The organism is Methylovulum psychrotolerans, assembly GCF_002923755.1.
GTDB lineage: Bacteria > Pseudomonadota > Gammaproteobacteria > Methylococcales > Methylomonadaceae > Methylovulum > Methylovulum psychrotolerans.
Map to the genome: position 1 here is coordinate 915,909 of NZ_PGFZ01000001.1, position 15,191 is coordinate 931,099.

General features: G+C 50.8%; 14 protein-coding genes. 4 read left to right on the forward strand and 10 right to left on the reverse strand.

All coding sequences use genetic code 11. From position 1 onward, the window contains the following. Positions 1-10 precede the first annotated feature (10 nt). Genes purB through AADEFJLK_RS04270 form a run of 6 tightly spaced genes read right to left on the reverse strand, consistent with a single transcriptional unit; the run spans position 11 to position 6,122 of the window. Complete coding sequence (gene purB, locus AADEFJLK_RS04245; RefSeq protein WP_103973395.1) at positions 11-1,375, reverse strand: adenylosuccinate lyase; 1,365 nt, start codon at positions 1,373-1,375, stop codon at positions 11-13. Positions 1,376-1,416: 41 nt separating this feature from the next. Continuing rightward, positions 1,417-2,865: a hypothetical protein gene (locus AADEFJLK_RS04250; protein WP_103973396.1), complete on the reverse strand. Its 1,449-nt coding sequence runs from the start codon at positions 2,863-2,865 to the stop codon at positions 1,417-1,419. Positions 2,866-2,869: 4 nt separating this feature from the next. Beyond that, positions 2,870-4,159, reverse strand: a complete 1,290-nt coding sequence (locus tag AADEFJLK_RS04255) for a KGGVGR-motif variant AAA ATPase (RefSeq protein WP_103973397.1) — start codon at positions 4,157-4,159, stop codon at positions 2,870-2,872. After that, complete coding sequence (locus tag AADEFJLK_RS04260; RefSeq protein WP_103973398.1) at positions 4,156-4,578, reverse strand: SAM-dependent methyltransferase; 423 nt, start codon at positions 4,576-4,578, stop codon at positions 4,156-4,158. The genes AADEFJLK_RS04255 and AADEFJLK_RS04260 overlap by 4 nt, the downstream gene beginning before the upstream one ends. Then, positions 4,568-5,668 (reverse strand): tRNA 2-thiouridine(34) synthase MnmA, encoded by a 1,101-nt coding sequence (gene mnmA, locus AADEFJLK_RS04265; protein WP_103973399.1) that lies wholly within the window; start codon positions 5,666-5,668, stop codon positions 4,568-4,570. Before mnmA ends, AADEFJLK_RS04260 begins: the two co-directional genes overlap by 11 nt. Continuing rightward, positions 5,661-6,122 (reverse strand): NUDIX hydrolase, encoded by a 462-nt coding sequence (locus tag AADEFJLK_RS04270; protein WP_103973400.1) that lies wholly within the window; start codon positions 6,120-6,122, stop codon positions 5,661-5,663. The genes mnmA and AADEFJLK_RS04270 overlap by 8 nt, the downstream gene beginning before the upstream one ends. Positions 6,123-6,371: 249 nt before the next feature. Between AADEFJLK_RS04270 and clpS the strand changes: the two genes are divergently transcribed. After that, entirely contained in the window at positions 6,372-6,692 is a 321-nt protein-coding gene (gene clpS / locus AADEFJLK_RS04275) for an ATP-dependent Clp protease adapter ClpS (RefSeq protein ID WP_088618481.1), read from the forward strand. Positions 6,693-6,701: 9 nt separating this feature from the next. Continuing rightward, positions 6,702-8,972, forward strand: a complete 2,271-nt coding sequence (gene clpA / locus AADEFJLK_RS04280) for an ATP-dependent Clp protease ATP-binding subunit ClpA (protein ID WP_103973401.1) — start codon at positions 6,702-6,704, stop codon at positions 8,970-8,972. 32 nt (positions 8,973-9,004) lie between these two features. Here clpA and infA read toward each other — a convergent pair whose 3' ends face one another. The 4 genes from infA to trxB all read right to left on the reverse strand — a co-directional run bounded on the left by infA (position 9,005) and on the right by trxB (position 11,733). Beyond that, positions 9,005-9,223, reverse strand: coding sequence for a translation initiation factor IF-1 (infA, locus tag AADEFJLK_RS04285; protein WP_019866271.1), 219 nt, complete (start codon positions 9,221-9,223; stop codon positions 9,005-9,007). 71 nt (positions 9,224-9,294) lie between these two features. After that, positions 9,295-10,014, reverse strand: coding sequence for an arginyltransferase (locus tag AADEFJLK_RS04290; protein WP_088618483.1), 720 nt, complete (start codon positions 10,012-10,014; stop codon positions 9,295-9,297). Next, the gene (aat, locus tag AADEFJLK_RS04295; protein ID WP_088618484.1) at positions 10,011-10,706 is read right to left on the reverse strand and encodes a leucyl/phenylalanyl-tRNA--protein transferase; all 696 of its coding nucleotides are present in this window, start codon (positions 10,704-10,706) and stop codon (positions 10,011-10,013) included. The genes AADEFJLK_RS04290 and aat overlap by 4 nt, the downstream gene beginning before the upstream one ends. Positions 10,707-10,776: 70 nt before the next feature. Continuing rightward, positions 10,777-11,733: a thioredoxin-disulfide reductase gene (gene trxB / locus AADEFJLK_RS04300; protein ID WP_088618485.1), complete on the reverse strand. Its 957-nt coding sequence runs from the start codon at positions 11,731-11,733 to the stop codon at positions 10,777-10,779. A 198-nt stretch (positions 11,734-11,931) separates the two neighbouring features. Between trxB and AADEFJLK_RS25820 the strand changes: the two genes are divergently transcribed. Together AADEFJLK_RS25820 and radC are read left to right on the forward strand one after the other, a co-directional pair. Next, positions 11,932-14,262 carry a DNA translocase FtsK gene (locus AADEFJLK_RS25820; RefSeq protein WP_282957351.1) on the forward strand — a complete coding sequence of 777 codons (2,331 nt, stop codon included), beginning with the start codon at positions 11,932-11,934 and terminating at the stop codon, positions 14,260-14,262. 219 nt (positions 14,263-14,481) lie between these two features. Beyond that, positions 14,482-15,156, forward strand: a complete 675-nt coding sequence (gene radC / locus AADEFJLK_RS04310; RefSeq protein ID WP_103973403.1) for a RadC family protein — start codon at positions 14,482-14,484, stop codon at positions 15,154-15,156. Positions 15,157-15,191: the final 35 nt, after the last annotated feature.

Sequence of the window (15,191 nt, forward strand, 5' to 3'; positions counted from 1 at the left end):
GCTTTTTTATTTACAGGCCTTTGGCCAATTGCTGCGCATAGCCCGTATAACCGCGCGGCGTCAATGCCAACAACGCCGCTTTGGCCTCATCAGGCATATCCAACTGGCTGATGAACACTTGCATTTGCTCCGGCGTAATGCGATGGCCACGCGTCAGTTCTTTCAGCTTCTCATAAGGCTTTTCAATCCCATAACGGCGCATCACCGTTTGGATAGGCTCCGCCAACACTTCCCAATTCGCGTTCAAATCCGCTTCTAAGGCCTCGACATTCAATTGCAGCTTAGAAATGCCTTTCAAGCTGGCTTGGATAGCAATGCTGGTATGGGCAATGCCGACCCCAATATTGCGTAGCACCGTGGAATCGGTCAAATCCCGCTGCCAACGCGATACCGGCAATTTTTCCGCCAAAAAGCCAAACAACGCATTCGCCAAGCCTAAATTGCCTTCGGAATTTTCAAAATCAATCGGATTGACTTTATGCGGCATAGTCGAAGAACCGACTTCGCCCGCCACCGTGCGTTGCTTGAAATAGCCTAAGGAGATATAACCCCACACATCACGGTCAAAATCCAGCAATACCGTGTTAAAACGCGCCAAGGCATGGAAGAACTCGGCAATATAATCGTGCGGCTCTATCTGGATGGTATAGGGGTTAAATTGCAAGCCTAACGATTCGACAAAATCCTGGGCAAACACCGCCCAATCGACATCAGGATAAGCAACGCTATGGGCGTTATAGTTACCCACCGCACCGTTAATCTTGCCTAACAACTCGACCGCTTGCAGTTGCGCCAACTGGCGTTGCATCCGCGCCGCGACATTAGCAAACTCCTTGCCCACCGTAGTCGGGGTCGCCGATTGCCCGTGGGTACGCGCCAGCATCGGCTGGTCGGCAGTGTCGGTGGCGACGGTTTTGATGGCGTTAATGCAATCGGTGATTTGCGCGGCGATAATCTCCCGCCCCGCTTTCAGCATCAGCGCGTAAGACAGATTGTTAATGTCTTCGGAAGTACAGGCAAAATGGATAAACTCACTGACCTGCTCCAACTCAGCACAGCCCGCGATTTTTTCTTTCAGCAAATATTCGACGGCCTTAACATCATGGTTAGTGGTTTTTTCAATGTCCTTAACCCGCTGCGCGTCCGCCTCGGAAAACTGCCCGATAATGTCATCCAATAACTGGTTAGCCGCCTCACTAAAAGGACTGACTTCAATGATTAAAGGATGTTGCGCCAAAGCCTGCAACCAACGGACTTCCACTTCCACGCGGTAACGTATCAGCCCATATTCGCTAAACACCGGACGCAGTTTTTCAACTTTATCGGCATAGCGGCCGTCGATGGGGGAAATGGCGGTTAAACTAAAATTTGTCATGTTTTTATAGGTAAAAATAAAGGTAGTGGGGATAAAAGAGGTTATTTAACAGGCATAACGCCGCCTTTCCGGCGTAAACCGTAACCGACGCGATAGACATCGGGCATGTTGATTCTGCCATCGTGCATAGGCTGAAAAATGCCCAAGGCAATCAAATCTTGTTTTAGATCTTCCTCAGAAAAATCCGACTCTGAATAACTGGGTGGAGGGATTGCATCTGACTCTCTTATAATTTGCTTTAATTTTGACATGGCATTATCGGAGCACCATAAATTTTCAATATCACCAAAATCACAAGGAAAACTGAGTTCTTTTCCCTTTAACAAGACATTTATCCAGTGATAACGCTCATTTAATGTCCTGACTTGCATCTGCGATGCTTGTTGCACGCCTTTTTTCAAGGCTTGGGCATTCAAAGGGTAACAGTCATCTTCCTGCAATTCAGCACTAGCCGCCGCTGCCTGTAAGGCTGCTAAAAAGCTGCATGGGCTTACCTTGCCAAAACCGTCTTCCAAATGAGTCGGCAACCACGCATAAGGATAACCGGACTTAGCACTGTCCCCCATCCATTCCCCCGTCAAGGCGTGGAAAATTTTCCGTTGCAAGGCTTCATCCCGGCGCATAGCATCGGGTATTAGCCAGCTATCAGCATCAGGATGCTGATGCCAGCTTTGCCCAAACGCTTGCTCACAGCCTGTACGGAAAGCTTCACCGCCTTCTGGGGAATTAGCCAAGTATTGCCATAATAAATTAAACAATTCTACTTTTTGCCATTCTAAGGTCAATTTACTACTGATCACTTTTGACCCGCCTGTGAATGCGAAGACCGATGGGTCTGCCAACATATCAGGCCGAACGAAAATTTTGAGGCGAATAGCCCGAAACGCCCGGAACTTCAAAGCCGCCTGACACAGGCCTTTCAATAAAGTTTTTAAGATTTGCCAATCATCGGCGGCATAATCCAAGGCATCAAATAGCACGATATGCTTTTTGTTCTCGTCAACCAATTCGTGATCACGTTGCCGCAAGCGGTTATCATAATTATCAACATCATTTTTATACTTCTGAATCGCCTTTGACCAGCCATCTACATAATAAAACTCATTTAAAATGCCCAAAGCAATAACGGTATCCCAAATAGTTTGGGCATCATGACATTCCAACAAATTACTCAAGCTTCTTTTACTGGGATGATTTGGCGATGAGACTTGCCCAAAACCCACACTACATTCAGTATTTTCTAATCCAGAGCGGGGCAAAATAGCCGCTATTGCCTGAAGATGATCGGGATTGCTTAATTGCAAAAACCATTCGCTTTTACCCACCCCATGAACACCTTCAACTAGCATATTATCAGGATGCAACGCTTTAGCGTGACTTAACGGCGCATAGAAGTAACGTATATCAAGCGCTTCGCTATCCGATTCGCGCGGCTGTTTAGGCAAGGCTAAAAAAGCTTGCCGAAGTGCTGCAACGGGAAAAACACTCATAAAATCATTCGCCTAAAACAAGTTGGGTGGCAGTCTGTAAAAAATTGCCATAACAGGCCGTTAACTGCGCACCATTGGTTTTGAAATAATCAGCCGCTTGTGGATTAAATTCCTGAAAAGTCATATTCCACAAAATTTCCACCGGATAATGCGGCGCCGAACTGTCATCCAAAGCAAAGCTAAACGTATCTAAATCTTCGGCGCCGGTTTCTTCGTAGATAGTCTCTAAAAACAGGTTATACGCCGATTCACGGCAACGGGACAAATAATCCGCCCGCCCCAATTCTGGCACCATACCCGCTACTATTTTCAGATTTTCCCTAAACTGACCTAAATTGACATCCCACTTTTGCCAATGGGCAAACAAATAGCGATAAGCTTGCCATGTTTGCGGGGTATTGACCGCAAACAAAAACGCCATATCGGTTAAACGGGTGATGGCGATAGCGGCAATATCATGGATACCGGCACGGCTATCGAGCAAAACAATATCGGGTGTTTCCTGCGCCTCTAGCTGCTCTAACAGCAAAGCAAGCCGATGGGCAAAATCGACGATTTCACCGTTTTGGTTAATATCCATATAAATCCGTGACAGCTTGGCAATATAATCCTGCTCTTTGCCACCTGCGGCAGTCACCACCCTAATCATCCCTTCGCAGTTTTCAGCTAAGGGACTGGTGGCGACCATCTCGCGCAACAATTCGGCATCGGCTTGCCCTACCGCTTCTTCTACCAGCCAGTCAACAACCCCAAAATCAGGCAAATTGCCTTGCGGTAACAAAATTTGCCCAATGCCCGGCGATTCAAGGTCTAAATCCACAATCAAGACTTTTTTGCCTTGTTCGGCCAAAAACCAAGCCCAGATAGCCAAAGCACTAGAACGCCCTACCCCGCCCTTAATGCCAAATAAGGTGGCCCGTTTAGACGGGTGGGCGTTTCTTGGTATGGGTGCGCGTAGCCAATCTTGGCCTGTAACCTGCCTATCCAATAAATAAATAGGGGAGGCGGCGTTAGGAACACGGATTTTATCGGGGGAGTTAATTAGGCTACTGATGCCGTATAAATCTGCCGCATACAGAAAAATCTCCTCCTCCGAATAGGCGAATTTACCTAACAACTTGCCCAAGTCTTTGGCTAAGCCCTTATGTTTTTTAGTTTTTTTAGCTTGTAAGATAACACTGATACGCCCATAAATATCGCGCAATACGATAGGGTCTTGCCCTAATAAGGCGTAGTTGTCTTTAATAAACTGGATCGCATTATCTAATGCCTGATGAAACAAGACCTTATTCATAACAGCCCATCCCCACGCGCATTCGCCATTAAATTAGCGATGGTATGATTAACGGAGTCTTTGTGGGGCAACACAGTATTTTTAGTAAATAGCTTTTGATTGGCGTAGCGGGCATTAACCGACCATTGGTTAAAAGGGTTTCCTCCTGACAAATGCGCTAAATAAGAGGACGCATTTCTACTTTGAAGAAAAAGCCTACAATGCTGCCACAGCTTATCAATATGGACTTTATCGCCCTTATGCAATAAATCCCCATCTTTACCGACAAGCGTCGGTTCCAATTTTACCATTATCGCTTTTAACGCACATTCAGCCGCCAGCCCATACAAATGATCGGCATTGGCATAGCGTTTTTTGTCGAATAATTCATTAGCATCTTGCTGATGCCGCTGATAAGCATCTTTAAAATCAGATTTCATCCGTATTCGCCTTAGACTCAATAATCCCCCCGCCCAAGCAAACCTCGCCCAAATAGAACACCACCGACTGCCCCGGCGTAATCGCCCGTTGCGGCTCGTCAAACACGACCTTACACCGCCCGTCCGGCAACGGTTGCAAATAACAGGCTTGGTCAGCTTGACGGTAGCGGGTTTTCGCGGCGCAGCGCAGGGGTTCGGATAGCGGCACACCGCTACACCAGTCCAAATTGCCCGCTTCCAGGGTATTATGCAGCATCAGGGGATGATAATGGCCTTGGCCTACCACCAGCACGTTATGGGTCAAATCCTTGTCCAGCACATACCACGGCTCGTCTGGTGCGTCTTTAACGCCGCCTATACCTAAACCTTGACGTTGCCCCAGTGTGTAATACATCAGGCCGTTATGCTTACCGATCAACTGGCCTTCGGGGGTGCGCATCTCGCCCGGCTGGGTAGGCAGATAACGCTGCAAAAATTCCTTAAACTTGCGCTCGCCGATAAAGCAAATCCCAGTGCTGTCTTTTTTCTTATGGTTCTCAAAACCGGCTTTTTTCGCCAACGCGCGGATTTCCGGCTTATGCAAATGTCCGATAGGAAACAAGGTGCGCGACAAGGCTTTTTGCCCCATGGCATAGAGAAAGTAACTTTGCTCCTTATTCGGGTCTAAGCCTTTAAGCAACTGAAACACGCCGTCGCGTTCGGCGACGCGGGCATAATGCCCCGTGGCGATATGGTCAGCCCCCAAATCGTCTATGGCATAATCCAAAAACGCCTTAAATTTGACGTGTTTGTTACACAAAATGTCAGGATTGGGGGTGCGGCCTGCGGCAAATTCCGCCAAAAACACCTCAAACACCTCGTCCCAGTATTCGGCGGCAAAGTTGACGGTCTTTAACGGGATGCCCAAACGGTCGCACACTTGTTGTGCATCCGCCAAGTCTTGCATGGCCGTGCAGTATTCGGTGCCGTCGTCTTCTTCCCAGTTTTTCATAAACAAACCAGAAACTTGATGGCCTTGCTCCAACAACAGCAATGCCGTCACCGAAGAATCGACACCGCCGGACATACCGACGATAATGTTTTTACTCATGATCCAGATCGAGAAATGATTTTAATAACGCTAAAGGGTGGCGCTGGCCTTGCATGTATTCATCGACACCCAGTAACACTAAAGGGCTACGCAGACAGTGCGCCTGTGCGGCAATTTCGTCACGGGTCAGCCAATGGGTGGCGACAATACCCGTATCCAAGGGCTGTGTCGGGTCGTGGCTATGGCAAGACCCGGTAAAAAGAACCCGAAGAAAGGTCGTAGACTGTGGGTTCCTGCGCCAAAGTTGTAGGGAAACAATCGCCTCCGGCTCAAATTGCCAGGCGGTCTCTTCCCTCACCTCGCGCTTGACGGCGGCGATCAGGTCTTCATTTTCTTCAAAATGTCCGGCTGGCTGGTTAAATTGCAGGCCGTACGGGGTTTCTTCTTCAACCAACAAAAACCGCCGATCCTGCTCAATAATGGCGGCGACGGTAACGTGAGGCTTCCAAACCATCTAGGGGCTTCCCATATCAACAAAAGCGGATATATTACTCGATTTAGGCGGTCTATGTTGCTAAAGATTCACTAAATCTTCGCTAAATTTTCACTAAATATCCGGCAAAGGCTTAGTAAAGATTCGGGCCAATTGCCCGAATTCTTGCGCAATCCTAAGGCAGATAATAATTTGTTATGTATAGACGCTTGAAATGCTCTACACTTAGCATTATGTTAGTACACATAGAGTCTTATTTATCCGGTTACTATGTCCGATTCAAATCCGTTCGATAATGATAATGACCTGGCAGTCCAGGAAGCCAAACCTAAATTGCAAAAGCCACCGCTCTATAAAGTCATTCTGCTGAATGACGATTTTACCCCGATGGACTTTGTCGTAGAGGTGTTGATGGATTTTTTTGGTATGTCAGAAGAATTGGCAACGCAAGTGATGTTGCAGATACATACGCAAGGGGTCGGTGTTTGCGGAACGTATACCAAGGACGTTGCTGAAACAAAAGTAACTATCGTCAATGAATATTCACGCGAGCACCAACATCCGTTGCTGTGTTCGATGGAAGTCGTGTAAGGAGCGTTTATGTTAAGCAAAGAACTTGAAATCACGTTAAATAATGCGTTTAAAAATGCCCATGATAAACGCCATGAATTTATCACTGTCGAACACCTGCTGCTGGCGTTGCTTGACAACGCCTCGGCGGAAGCCATCATGAAGGCCTGTGGCTGCAATATAGCGCTGATGAGGAGCCAATTGACCAAATTCATTGACGAAACCATGTCATTGATCCCGCCGGGCATCCAGCGCGACACCCAACCGACTTTAGGCTTCCAGCGGGTGCTGCAACGGGCGGTCTTCCATGTCCAAGCCTCCGATAAAAAAGAAGTGACCGGAGGCAACCTGTTTGTCGCCCTGTTCAGCGAACAGGACTCCCATGCGGTGTACCTGCTCAATAAACAGGACATTTCCCGCCTGGACGTAGTCAATTACCTCTCGCACGGCATTTCCAAAATTGACCAAAACCATCCCGAAAATAATGCCCCCGACCCTAGCCAGGACAACAACCCCGATGCCGAATCCGGCACCCCGTTGGACAGGTACGCCACTAACCTGAACGAAGAAGCCTTAAAGGGGCGGATTGATCCCTTAATCGGGCGCGAACCGGAAATCGAGCGCACCATCCAAACCCTATGCCGCCGCCGCAAAAACAACCCCTTATTGGTGGGCGAAGCGGGAGTCGGCAAAACCGCCATTGCCGAAGGCTTGGCGAAAAAGATTGTCGAAGAAGATGTGCCCGACGTGCTGTTGAAAAGCGTCATTTACTCGCTGGATTTAGGCGCCTTAGTGGCGGGTACTAAATATCGCGGCGACTTTGAAAAACGCCTGAAAGCACTGATGAACCAACTGAAAAAAGAACCCAACTCGATTTTGTTCATTGACGAGATCCATACCATCATCGGCGCGGGTTCTGCATCCGGCGGAGTCATGGATGCCTCCAATCTGATCAAGCCCGCGTTGGCGGCTGGGCATTTGCGTTGCATCGGCTCGACCACTTACCAAGAATATCGCGGCGTGTTTGAAAAAGACCACGCCTTGGCGCGGCGTTTCCAAAAAATCGACGTATCCGAACCTTCGGTCGCCGACACTATCTTAATCCTCAAAGGCCTGAAATCGCGTTTTGAAGAACATCACGACGTAAAATATTCACCCGATGCCCTGCGCCTGGCTGCCGAATTGTCCGACCGCTATATCACCGACCGCCACTTGCCCGACAAGGCGATTGATGTCATTGACGAAGCGGGAGCCAAACAGCGGATGACCGCCGAGGCCGAACGTAAGCAATTGATTGACGTTGCGGAAATTGAAGAAATCGTCTCAAAAATCGCCCGTGTCCCCGCCAAATCGGTGTCTTCCAACGATGTCGAAAAACTGGCGAACTTGGAAAAAAACCTCAAGATGCTGGTGTTTGGGCAAGATGAAGCCATTGCCGCCCTGGCCTCGGCCATCAAATTGTCACGCGCCGGTTTGCGCGACAGCCAAAAAACCATCGGTTCGTTTCTGTTTGCAGGCCCTACGGGGGTAGGCAAAACTGAAGTGACCCGGCAACTGGCAAAAGTGCTGGGCGTAGAGCTTATCCGCTTGGATATGTCCGAATACATGGAACGGCACACCGTATCCAGACTGATCGGCGCACCTCCGGGCTATATCGGCTTCGACCAAGGCGGTTTGCTGACCGAGCAAGTGACCAAACACCCCCATGCCGTGCTGTTGCTGGACGAACTGGAAAAAGCCCACCCTGATGTGTTTAACCTGTTATTGCAAGTGATGGATCATGGCTCACTGACCGACAACAATGGCCGCAAAGCCGATTTCCGCAACATCATCTTGGTCATGACGACTAATGCGGGGGCGGAAGAAGGCAGCCGCGCATCCATTGGCTTCACCCACCAAGACCATGCGACCGATAGCCTAAAAGTCATTGAAAAAAGCTTCTCGCCGGAGTTCCGTAACCGTTTAGATGCCATCATCCAATTCAAGCCGCTGGATATTGCCATCGTCGGGCATGTGGTCGATAAATTTATCTTTGAACTGGAAGCCTTATTGGCGGACAAACAAGTCACCCTGACCCTAGAGACCGAGGCGCGTTTATGGCTGGCGGAAAATGGCTGCGACCCCAAAATGGGGGCAAGACCGATGGCGCGGTTGATACAGGAAAAAATTAAAAAACCCTTGGCAAATGATTTACTGTTCGGCAAATTGGCGAACGGTGGTCATGTCACCATTTACATGGAAAATAACCAACTGGGCTTCGCCATAGAAGGCAAAGAACTGATGGTATCGGAAGACAGCTAAAAACCTTAGGATGCGCTGATCCCAAAGCAGGATTAGCGCATACGGAAGGAAATACGGCCTTTTGACAAATCGTAAGGGGTCATTTCCACCTTAACGCTGTCACCCGTCAAAATACGGATGTAATGCTTACGCATTTTGCCGGAAATATGTGCAGTAACGATATGACCGTTTTCCAGTTGCACACGGAACATGGTATTAGGCAGCGTGTCGATGACCTTGCCTTCCATTTCGATTTGATCTTCTTTAGCCATGGCTATAACCTCTCTATTTAAAAACGCCCATTATAACATAAGCTGGAGGTTAACAATAAAAATGTGTCGCATCAAACCGTCAGCAAGCCGACATCCCCATACTCCGTCCATTGTTTATTAAGCAATATCTGCATAGGCTGGTACTGGCTTTTATAGGCCATTTTCTTACATTCCTTAATCCAAAACCCCAAGTACAAAAACGCCAACCCGGCCTGCTTGGCGTGTTCTATTTGCCATAACACCGCATAAACGCCGGGGCTGTACTCGGCAAAATCCGGGTCAAAAAACGTATACACCGCCGACCACCCCAATGCTAACTGGTCGACCACCGCCACCGCCACCAACTGCCCGTTGATAGCAAACTCGACAAAACGGGTATCGCACCACGAACTGCCTAAAAAAGCCATATACTCCTCAGGGCTGGAGCGTGCCATATCACCCTCGGTATGGCGCAACGCCTGATAACGCAAATACAATTCATAATGCGCCTGCACAAACACCGCCGGCCTGACGCTGACTTGAGTCGCCAGATTGCGCTGCCAACAGCGTTTCTGGCTACGGCTGGGCACAAACTCCGCTACCGGCAAACGCACCGACAAACACTGGGCGCAACGCTGACAATTGGGCTTATAGACATCGTCGCCGCTACGCCGGAACCCTTGCGCCATCAGTTGCCCATATATCTCGGCAGTCATCGCGCAGGAAGGATGGACAAACACCGAACGCGCCAGTTGCCCCGGCAGATAACTGCACGGATGCTCTTCAGTCAAAAATAAAGGTAAGGTTCTCATACCGCACTCCAAGCAGAAGGGCTGGCGACCCCGTCACAATAACGCCCCAGCCATTGCACAAAATCATCCCGCGAGATCTCTTCAGCCCCTAAACTGACCAAATGCTGTGAATGGACTTGGCAATCGATCAGCCGGTACTGCCAAGACTTAAGATGGCCCACCAACACCGCAAAAGCCACCTTTGAGGCATCGGTACGCGTATGGAACATCGACTCACCAAAAAACACCTGCCCCAACGCCACGCCATACAAGCCGCCGACCAACTCGCCGTCCAGCCAAGCCTCCACCGAATGGGCAATACCTAAGCGGAACAGCTCATTATAAGCTTGCTTAATGTCGACGGTAATCCAAGTACCCGACTGCCCCGCCCTCGGTTGGGCGCAACAGTCCATAACTTGCGCAAACGCCCGGTCTATGGTCACTGTGTAGACATTTTGCCGCAAAGTCTTACGCAAACTGCGCGAAATGACCAGCTTATCAGGAAACAGCACCAAGCGTGGGTCAGGCGACCACCATAAAATCGGCTCGCCTGGGTTATACCAAGGAAAAATCCCCTGCCGATAGGCATTCAGCAAGCGTTTTTTTGACAAACAGCCGCCAATCGCCAATAAACCATCCGGCTCTTTTAAGGCTTTTTTTACGGACGGGAACGCTTGCTCGGGATTTTTCGGATTAAGAATAGTCAGCTTCATTGATCTGCCACCTCATCTACACTAACGAGAAACACCGGTTGTGCCAGCGGCATGAATACGACTAGGATATTCAACCCAACAGATCATCCAAATACTTCTCTGCATCCAAGGCCGCCATACAGCCCGCCCCCGCCGACGTGATCGCCTGCTTATAGACAGAGTCCATCACATCGCCCGCCGCAAATACACCCTCGACACTGGTCGCGGTGGCGTTGCCTTGGATGCCGCTACGGACTTTAATATAGCCATGCTCCATCTCCAACTGCCCGGCAAAAATGTCGGTGTTCGGCGTATGGCCAATAGCGATAAACACCCCATGCACATCGACATCTTGGGTGCTGCCGTCGCCGACTGACTTGACCCGCAAGCCCGTCACGCCCATATCATCGCCCAACACCTCATCTAGGGTGTGCCCCCAGATAATTTCGACATTGCCATTTTTGGCTTTTTCCAGTAACTTATCAGAGAGGATTTTTTCTGAGCGGAACTTATCGCGGCGATGCACCACCGTGACTTTTGAGGCGATGTTGGCAAGATACAAGGCTTCTTCAACCGCCGTATTCCCGCCGCCTATCACCGCCACAGGCTTATTGCGGTAGAAAAACCCGTCGCAGGTCGCACAAGCCGACACGCCCTTACCCTTAAAGGCTTCCTCAGAATCCAACCCCAAATAACGCGCCGAAGCACCCGTGGCGATAATCAGCGCATCGCAAGTATAAACGCCCGTATCACCTGTTAAAGTGAACGGTTTCGCCGACAAATCCGCCGTATGGATATGGTCAAAAATAATCTCGGTCGCAAAACGCTCGGCATGTAAGCGCATCCGTTCCATCAGATCCGGCCCTTGCAAACCTTCCACATCACCCGGCCAATTGTCAACCTCGGTGGTGGTGGTCAATTGCCCGCCTTGCTGCATACCCGTAATAATCACTGGTTGCAGATTGGCGCGGGCGGCATAAATCGCCGCCGTATACCCCGCAGGGCCGGAACCTAAAATTAACAGGCGACAATGTTTGGAATCACTCATGGACAACTCTCTACAAAAAAAGGATAGTCAGTAAATTATGCAGGGGAAAGCGCGTTTCGACAATGTTATTGTTGCCTAACGCCAACTTGGGGGAGACCACAAAAAGCCCCGACAATTCCCGACTGTTATTAATGCAAAATTTAACACGATTCAACTATAATCATCCCTTAGCCGATTTCACCTTATCGAATCAACCTTATGTCTGCTGTAATGGAAGAAAAAACCTTTCGCGGCCTCCGCGAAATCGTCATCCTAAGCCTGTTTGCCTGCGCCTTGTTTTTCTTAATCTCCCTGGTGACTTTTAGCCTGGAAGACGGCGGCTGGACACACAGCGCCGCCAATAACCGCCCCGCCAATGCCTGCGGCGTGATTGGGGCTTGGCTTGCGGATATTAGCCTGAGTTTTTTCGGCCTGAGCGCTTACCTGTTCCCGCTCCTGATGGGCTGGCATAGCTACCATTTTTTCCGCCCGAAAAAGATCACCCATGAAAAAACCCTGATCAAAGCCCTAGGCATGATGGCTGGCCTTACCTCCGGCACTGCTTTGCTGCACCTGTATGTGCTGCGGGTACACATTGACTTGCCGCGCGACACGGGCGGCATCCTAGGCGAAGAAATCGGCGACTTGGCCTACCGCCTGCTGGGCAACTCAGGGGCAACCCTATTCCTGATCGTCCTGCTGCTCGCCAGCATCACCTTAGCCACCGAAGTGTCTTGGCTGGCGGTAATCGACTGGATAGGCAAACAAACCTTTATGCTGGCGCGGCTGGCCTTCCGCTATCTGAGCCAATTTAAGCCTAAGCCCGCCACCGTAGCCCCTACCCCTGACGCGGTAGGCACGGCTGCCATGCTGATGCCGCCACTGCCAAAATTGACCAAGAAAGCACCGGAAAAAACCGCCGCTAAGACCGTCATACCTTTACCGCAAGCATTCGAAAACCTCGTCGAAAAAGTCGCGCCTAAAGCAGAAAAACCCAGCAGGTTCGTACAAAAACCTGCTATTCCGGTGTATTCCATGAGCGAAGGCATTTTGCCTTCCTTAGATCTGCTCGACCAGCGCGAATCGCATGTCGTCAGCTATTCGCAAAGCGATCTGGAAGCCATGTCGCGGCGGGTCGAAGAAATCCTCGCCGATTTTAACGTCACCGTCAGTGTGGTCGGCTTCCATCCGGGCCCCGTCATCACCCGCTTTGAACTGCAACCGGCCGCTGGCGTTAAAGTCAGCCGCATCAGCACCTTATCCAAAGACTTGGCACGCGCCCTGCTCGTCACCAGCGTGCGTATCGTCGAAATCATTCCCGGCAAATCGGTGGTGGGTCTGGAAATCCCCAACCGCGAACGGGAAATGGTCAACCTGCGCGATTTATTAATGGCGAACAATTTCGCCAACGCCAAATCCCTATTGACCTTAGCAATGGGCAAAGACATCGCCGGTGCGCCCTTGGTCGCCGACTTGGGCAAAATGCCCCATGCCCTAGTCGCAGGGACAACCGGATCGGGTAAGTCCGTCGCCATCAACACCATGATCTTAAGCTTGCTGTACAAAGCCACCCCAGCGCAAGTGCGCATGATCATGATCGACCCGAAAATGCTCGAACTGTCGGTTTACGCCGACATTCCGCACCTGCTGACCCCCGTTGTCACCGACATGAAAGAAGCCAGCAACGCCCTACGTTGGGCGGTCGGGGAAATGGAGCGGCGCTATAAGCTGATGTCAAAAGTCGGCGTAAGAAACCTGGCGGGCTTTAACCAACTGATCGAAGAAGCCGCCGAACACGGCGAATTTATCAAAGACCCGATGTACCAACCGCTACAAGCCTTTGCCGATGACGACGAATACCCCGTCTTAAGCACCTTGCCCAGCATCGTCATCATCATCGACGAGTTGGCCGACATGATGATGATCGTCGGCAAAAAAGTCGAAGAACTCATCGCCCGCCTCGCGCAAAAAGCCCGTGCTGCCGGAATTCACCTGATCCTCGCCACCCAACGCCCGTCCGTTGATGTTCTGACCGGGTTAATCAAAGCCAACGTGCCGACCCGCATTTCCTTCCAAGTCTCCTCGCGCATCGACTCGCGCACGATTCTTGACCAAGGCGGCGCGGAAACCCTGCTCGGCAACGGCGACATGCTGTTCTTGCCGTCCGGCACCAGCATCCCCATCCGCGCCCACGGCGCGTTTGTTGATGACCACGAAGTGCATCGGGTGGTCGAGTTCCTCAAACAAACCGGCCCCGCCAACTACCTAGAAGACATCACCAAAGAAGTCGGCGACGGCAACGAAAGCTTTGGCGGTGCGGGCAACGGCGGCGGCAGCAGCAGTGGCGAAAACGACCCGCTCTATGACGAAGCGGTGCAATTTGTCACCGAATCGCGCAAAGCCTCCATCTCCAGCGTCCAACGCCGCTTTAAGGTCGGCTATAACCGCGCCGCCACCCTGATCGAAAACATGGAAGCCGCCGGTGTCGTCAGCGCCGCCGAATCCAACGGCTCACGCGTGGTGTTGGCCCCCCTGCCTATTAGGGACTAAAGCCCTTGGCACATTGGCCTAGCCCAACCACGGCTAGGCCAATATTGCGTCCTGCCCTGCCCTTTCCAAACAATCGGCCAACCTCATTGATGCCAACCCCCACCCTAAATTTACCGACTGGCAATGCCATGGTTCAAGCGCAATATTATCACCAACCACTCTAGTAAACCCAAAGAAATTCTTCTATGCTTATGGTTTTAACCACCGACGGTAAAAACCATGACCATTAAAGACTGGGACGAAGAAGACCGCCCCCGTGAAAAACTATTACAACGCGGCGCGGGCGCACTCACCGATGCCGAACTGCTGGCCATTTTCCTACGCACCGGCACACCCGGCAAATCGGCGGTAGACTTAGCGCGTGACCTGCTCGCCGATTTTGGCTCCTTAAAAGCCCTGCTCGATGCCGACCAAGCGCGGTTCTGCCAAGCTAACGGCCTAGGGCCCGCCAAATACACCCAACTGCAAGCGGTGTTGGAAATGGCGAAACGGCATTTTAAAGAAATCCTCCAACGCGGCAACGCCCTGACCAGCCCCGACATCACCCGCGCCTACCTCAGCGCCCAACTGCGCGGCTACAATTACGAAGTCTTCGCCTGCCTGTTCCTCGACAACCAACACCGCGTCATCCAACTGGAAGAGCTGTTTCGCGGCACTATCGACGGGGCCAGCGTCTACCCTAGGGAAGTCGCCAAACGCGCCCTACACCACAACGCCGCCGCCATTATCTTCGCCCACAACCACCCCTCCGGCATCGCCGAACCCAGCCAAGCCGACAAACACATCACCGATAAACTGAAACAAGCCTTAAGCCTGTTCGACATCCGCGTACTCGACCATTTTATTGTCGGCGACGGGCAACCGTATTCCTTTGCCGAACATGGCTTATTGTGAACATCAAGACAACACCGCCGACAAAAACACGGCTT

Bases quoted from the DNA above. Each gene is read 5' to 3' on its own strand.
- AADEFJLK_RS04270 (WP_103973400.1), bottom strand. From the start codon at position 6,122: ATGGTTTGGAAGCCTCACGTTACCGTCGCCGCCATTATTGAGCAGGAT.
- trxB (WP_088618485.1), bottom strand. From the start codon at position 11,733: ATGAGTGATTCCAAACATTGTCGCCTGTTAATTTTAGGTTCCGGCCCT.
- purB (WP_103973395.1), bottom strand. From the start codon at position 1,375: ATGACAAATTTTAGTTTAACCGCCATTTCCCCCATCGACGGCCGCTAT.
- AADEFJLK_RS04290 (WP_088618483.1), bottom strand. From the start codon at position 10,014: ATGAGAACCTTACCTTTATTTTTGACTGAAGAGCATCCGTGCAGTTAT.
- aat (WP_088618484.1), bottom strand. From the start codon at position 10,706: ATGAAGCTGACTATTCTTAATCCGAAAAATCCCGAGCAAGCGTTCCCG.
- clpS (WP_088618481.1), top strand. From the start codon at position 6,372: ATGTCCGATTCAAATCCGTTCGATAATGATAATGACCTGGCAGTCCAG.
- infA (WP_019866271.1), bottom strand. From the start codon at position 9,223: ATGGCTAAAGAAGATCAAATCGAAATGGAAGGCAAGGTCATCGACACG.
- AADEFJLK_RS04260 (WP_103973398.1), bottom strand. From the start codon at position 4,578: ATGAAATCTGATTTTAAAGATGCTTATCAGCGGCATCAGCAAGATGCT.
- clpA (WP_103973401.1), top strand. From the start codon at position 6,702: ATGTTAAGCAAAGAACTTGAAATCACGTTAAATAATGCGTTTAAAAAT.
- mnmA (WP_103973399.1), bottom strand. From the start codon at position 5,668: ATGAGTAAAAACATTATCGTCGGTATGTCCGGCGGTGTCGATTCTTCG.
- AADEFJLK_RS25820 (WP_282957351.1), top strand. From the start codon at position 11,932: ATGTCTGCTGTAATGGAAGAAAAAACCTTTCGCGGCCTCCGCGAAATC.
- AADEFJLK_RS04250 (WP_103973396.1), bottom strand. From the start codon at position 2,865: ATGAGTGTTTTTCCCGTTGCAGCACTTCGGCAAGCTTTTTTAGCCTTG.
- radC (WP_103973403.1), top strand. From the start codon at position 14,482: ATGACCATTAAAGACTGGGACGAAGAAGACCGCCCCCGTGAAAAACTA.
- AADEFJLK_RS04255 (WP_103973397.1), bottom strand. From the start codon at position 4,159: ATGAATAAGGTCTTGTTTCATCAGGCATTAGATAATGCGATCCAGTTT.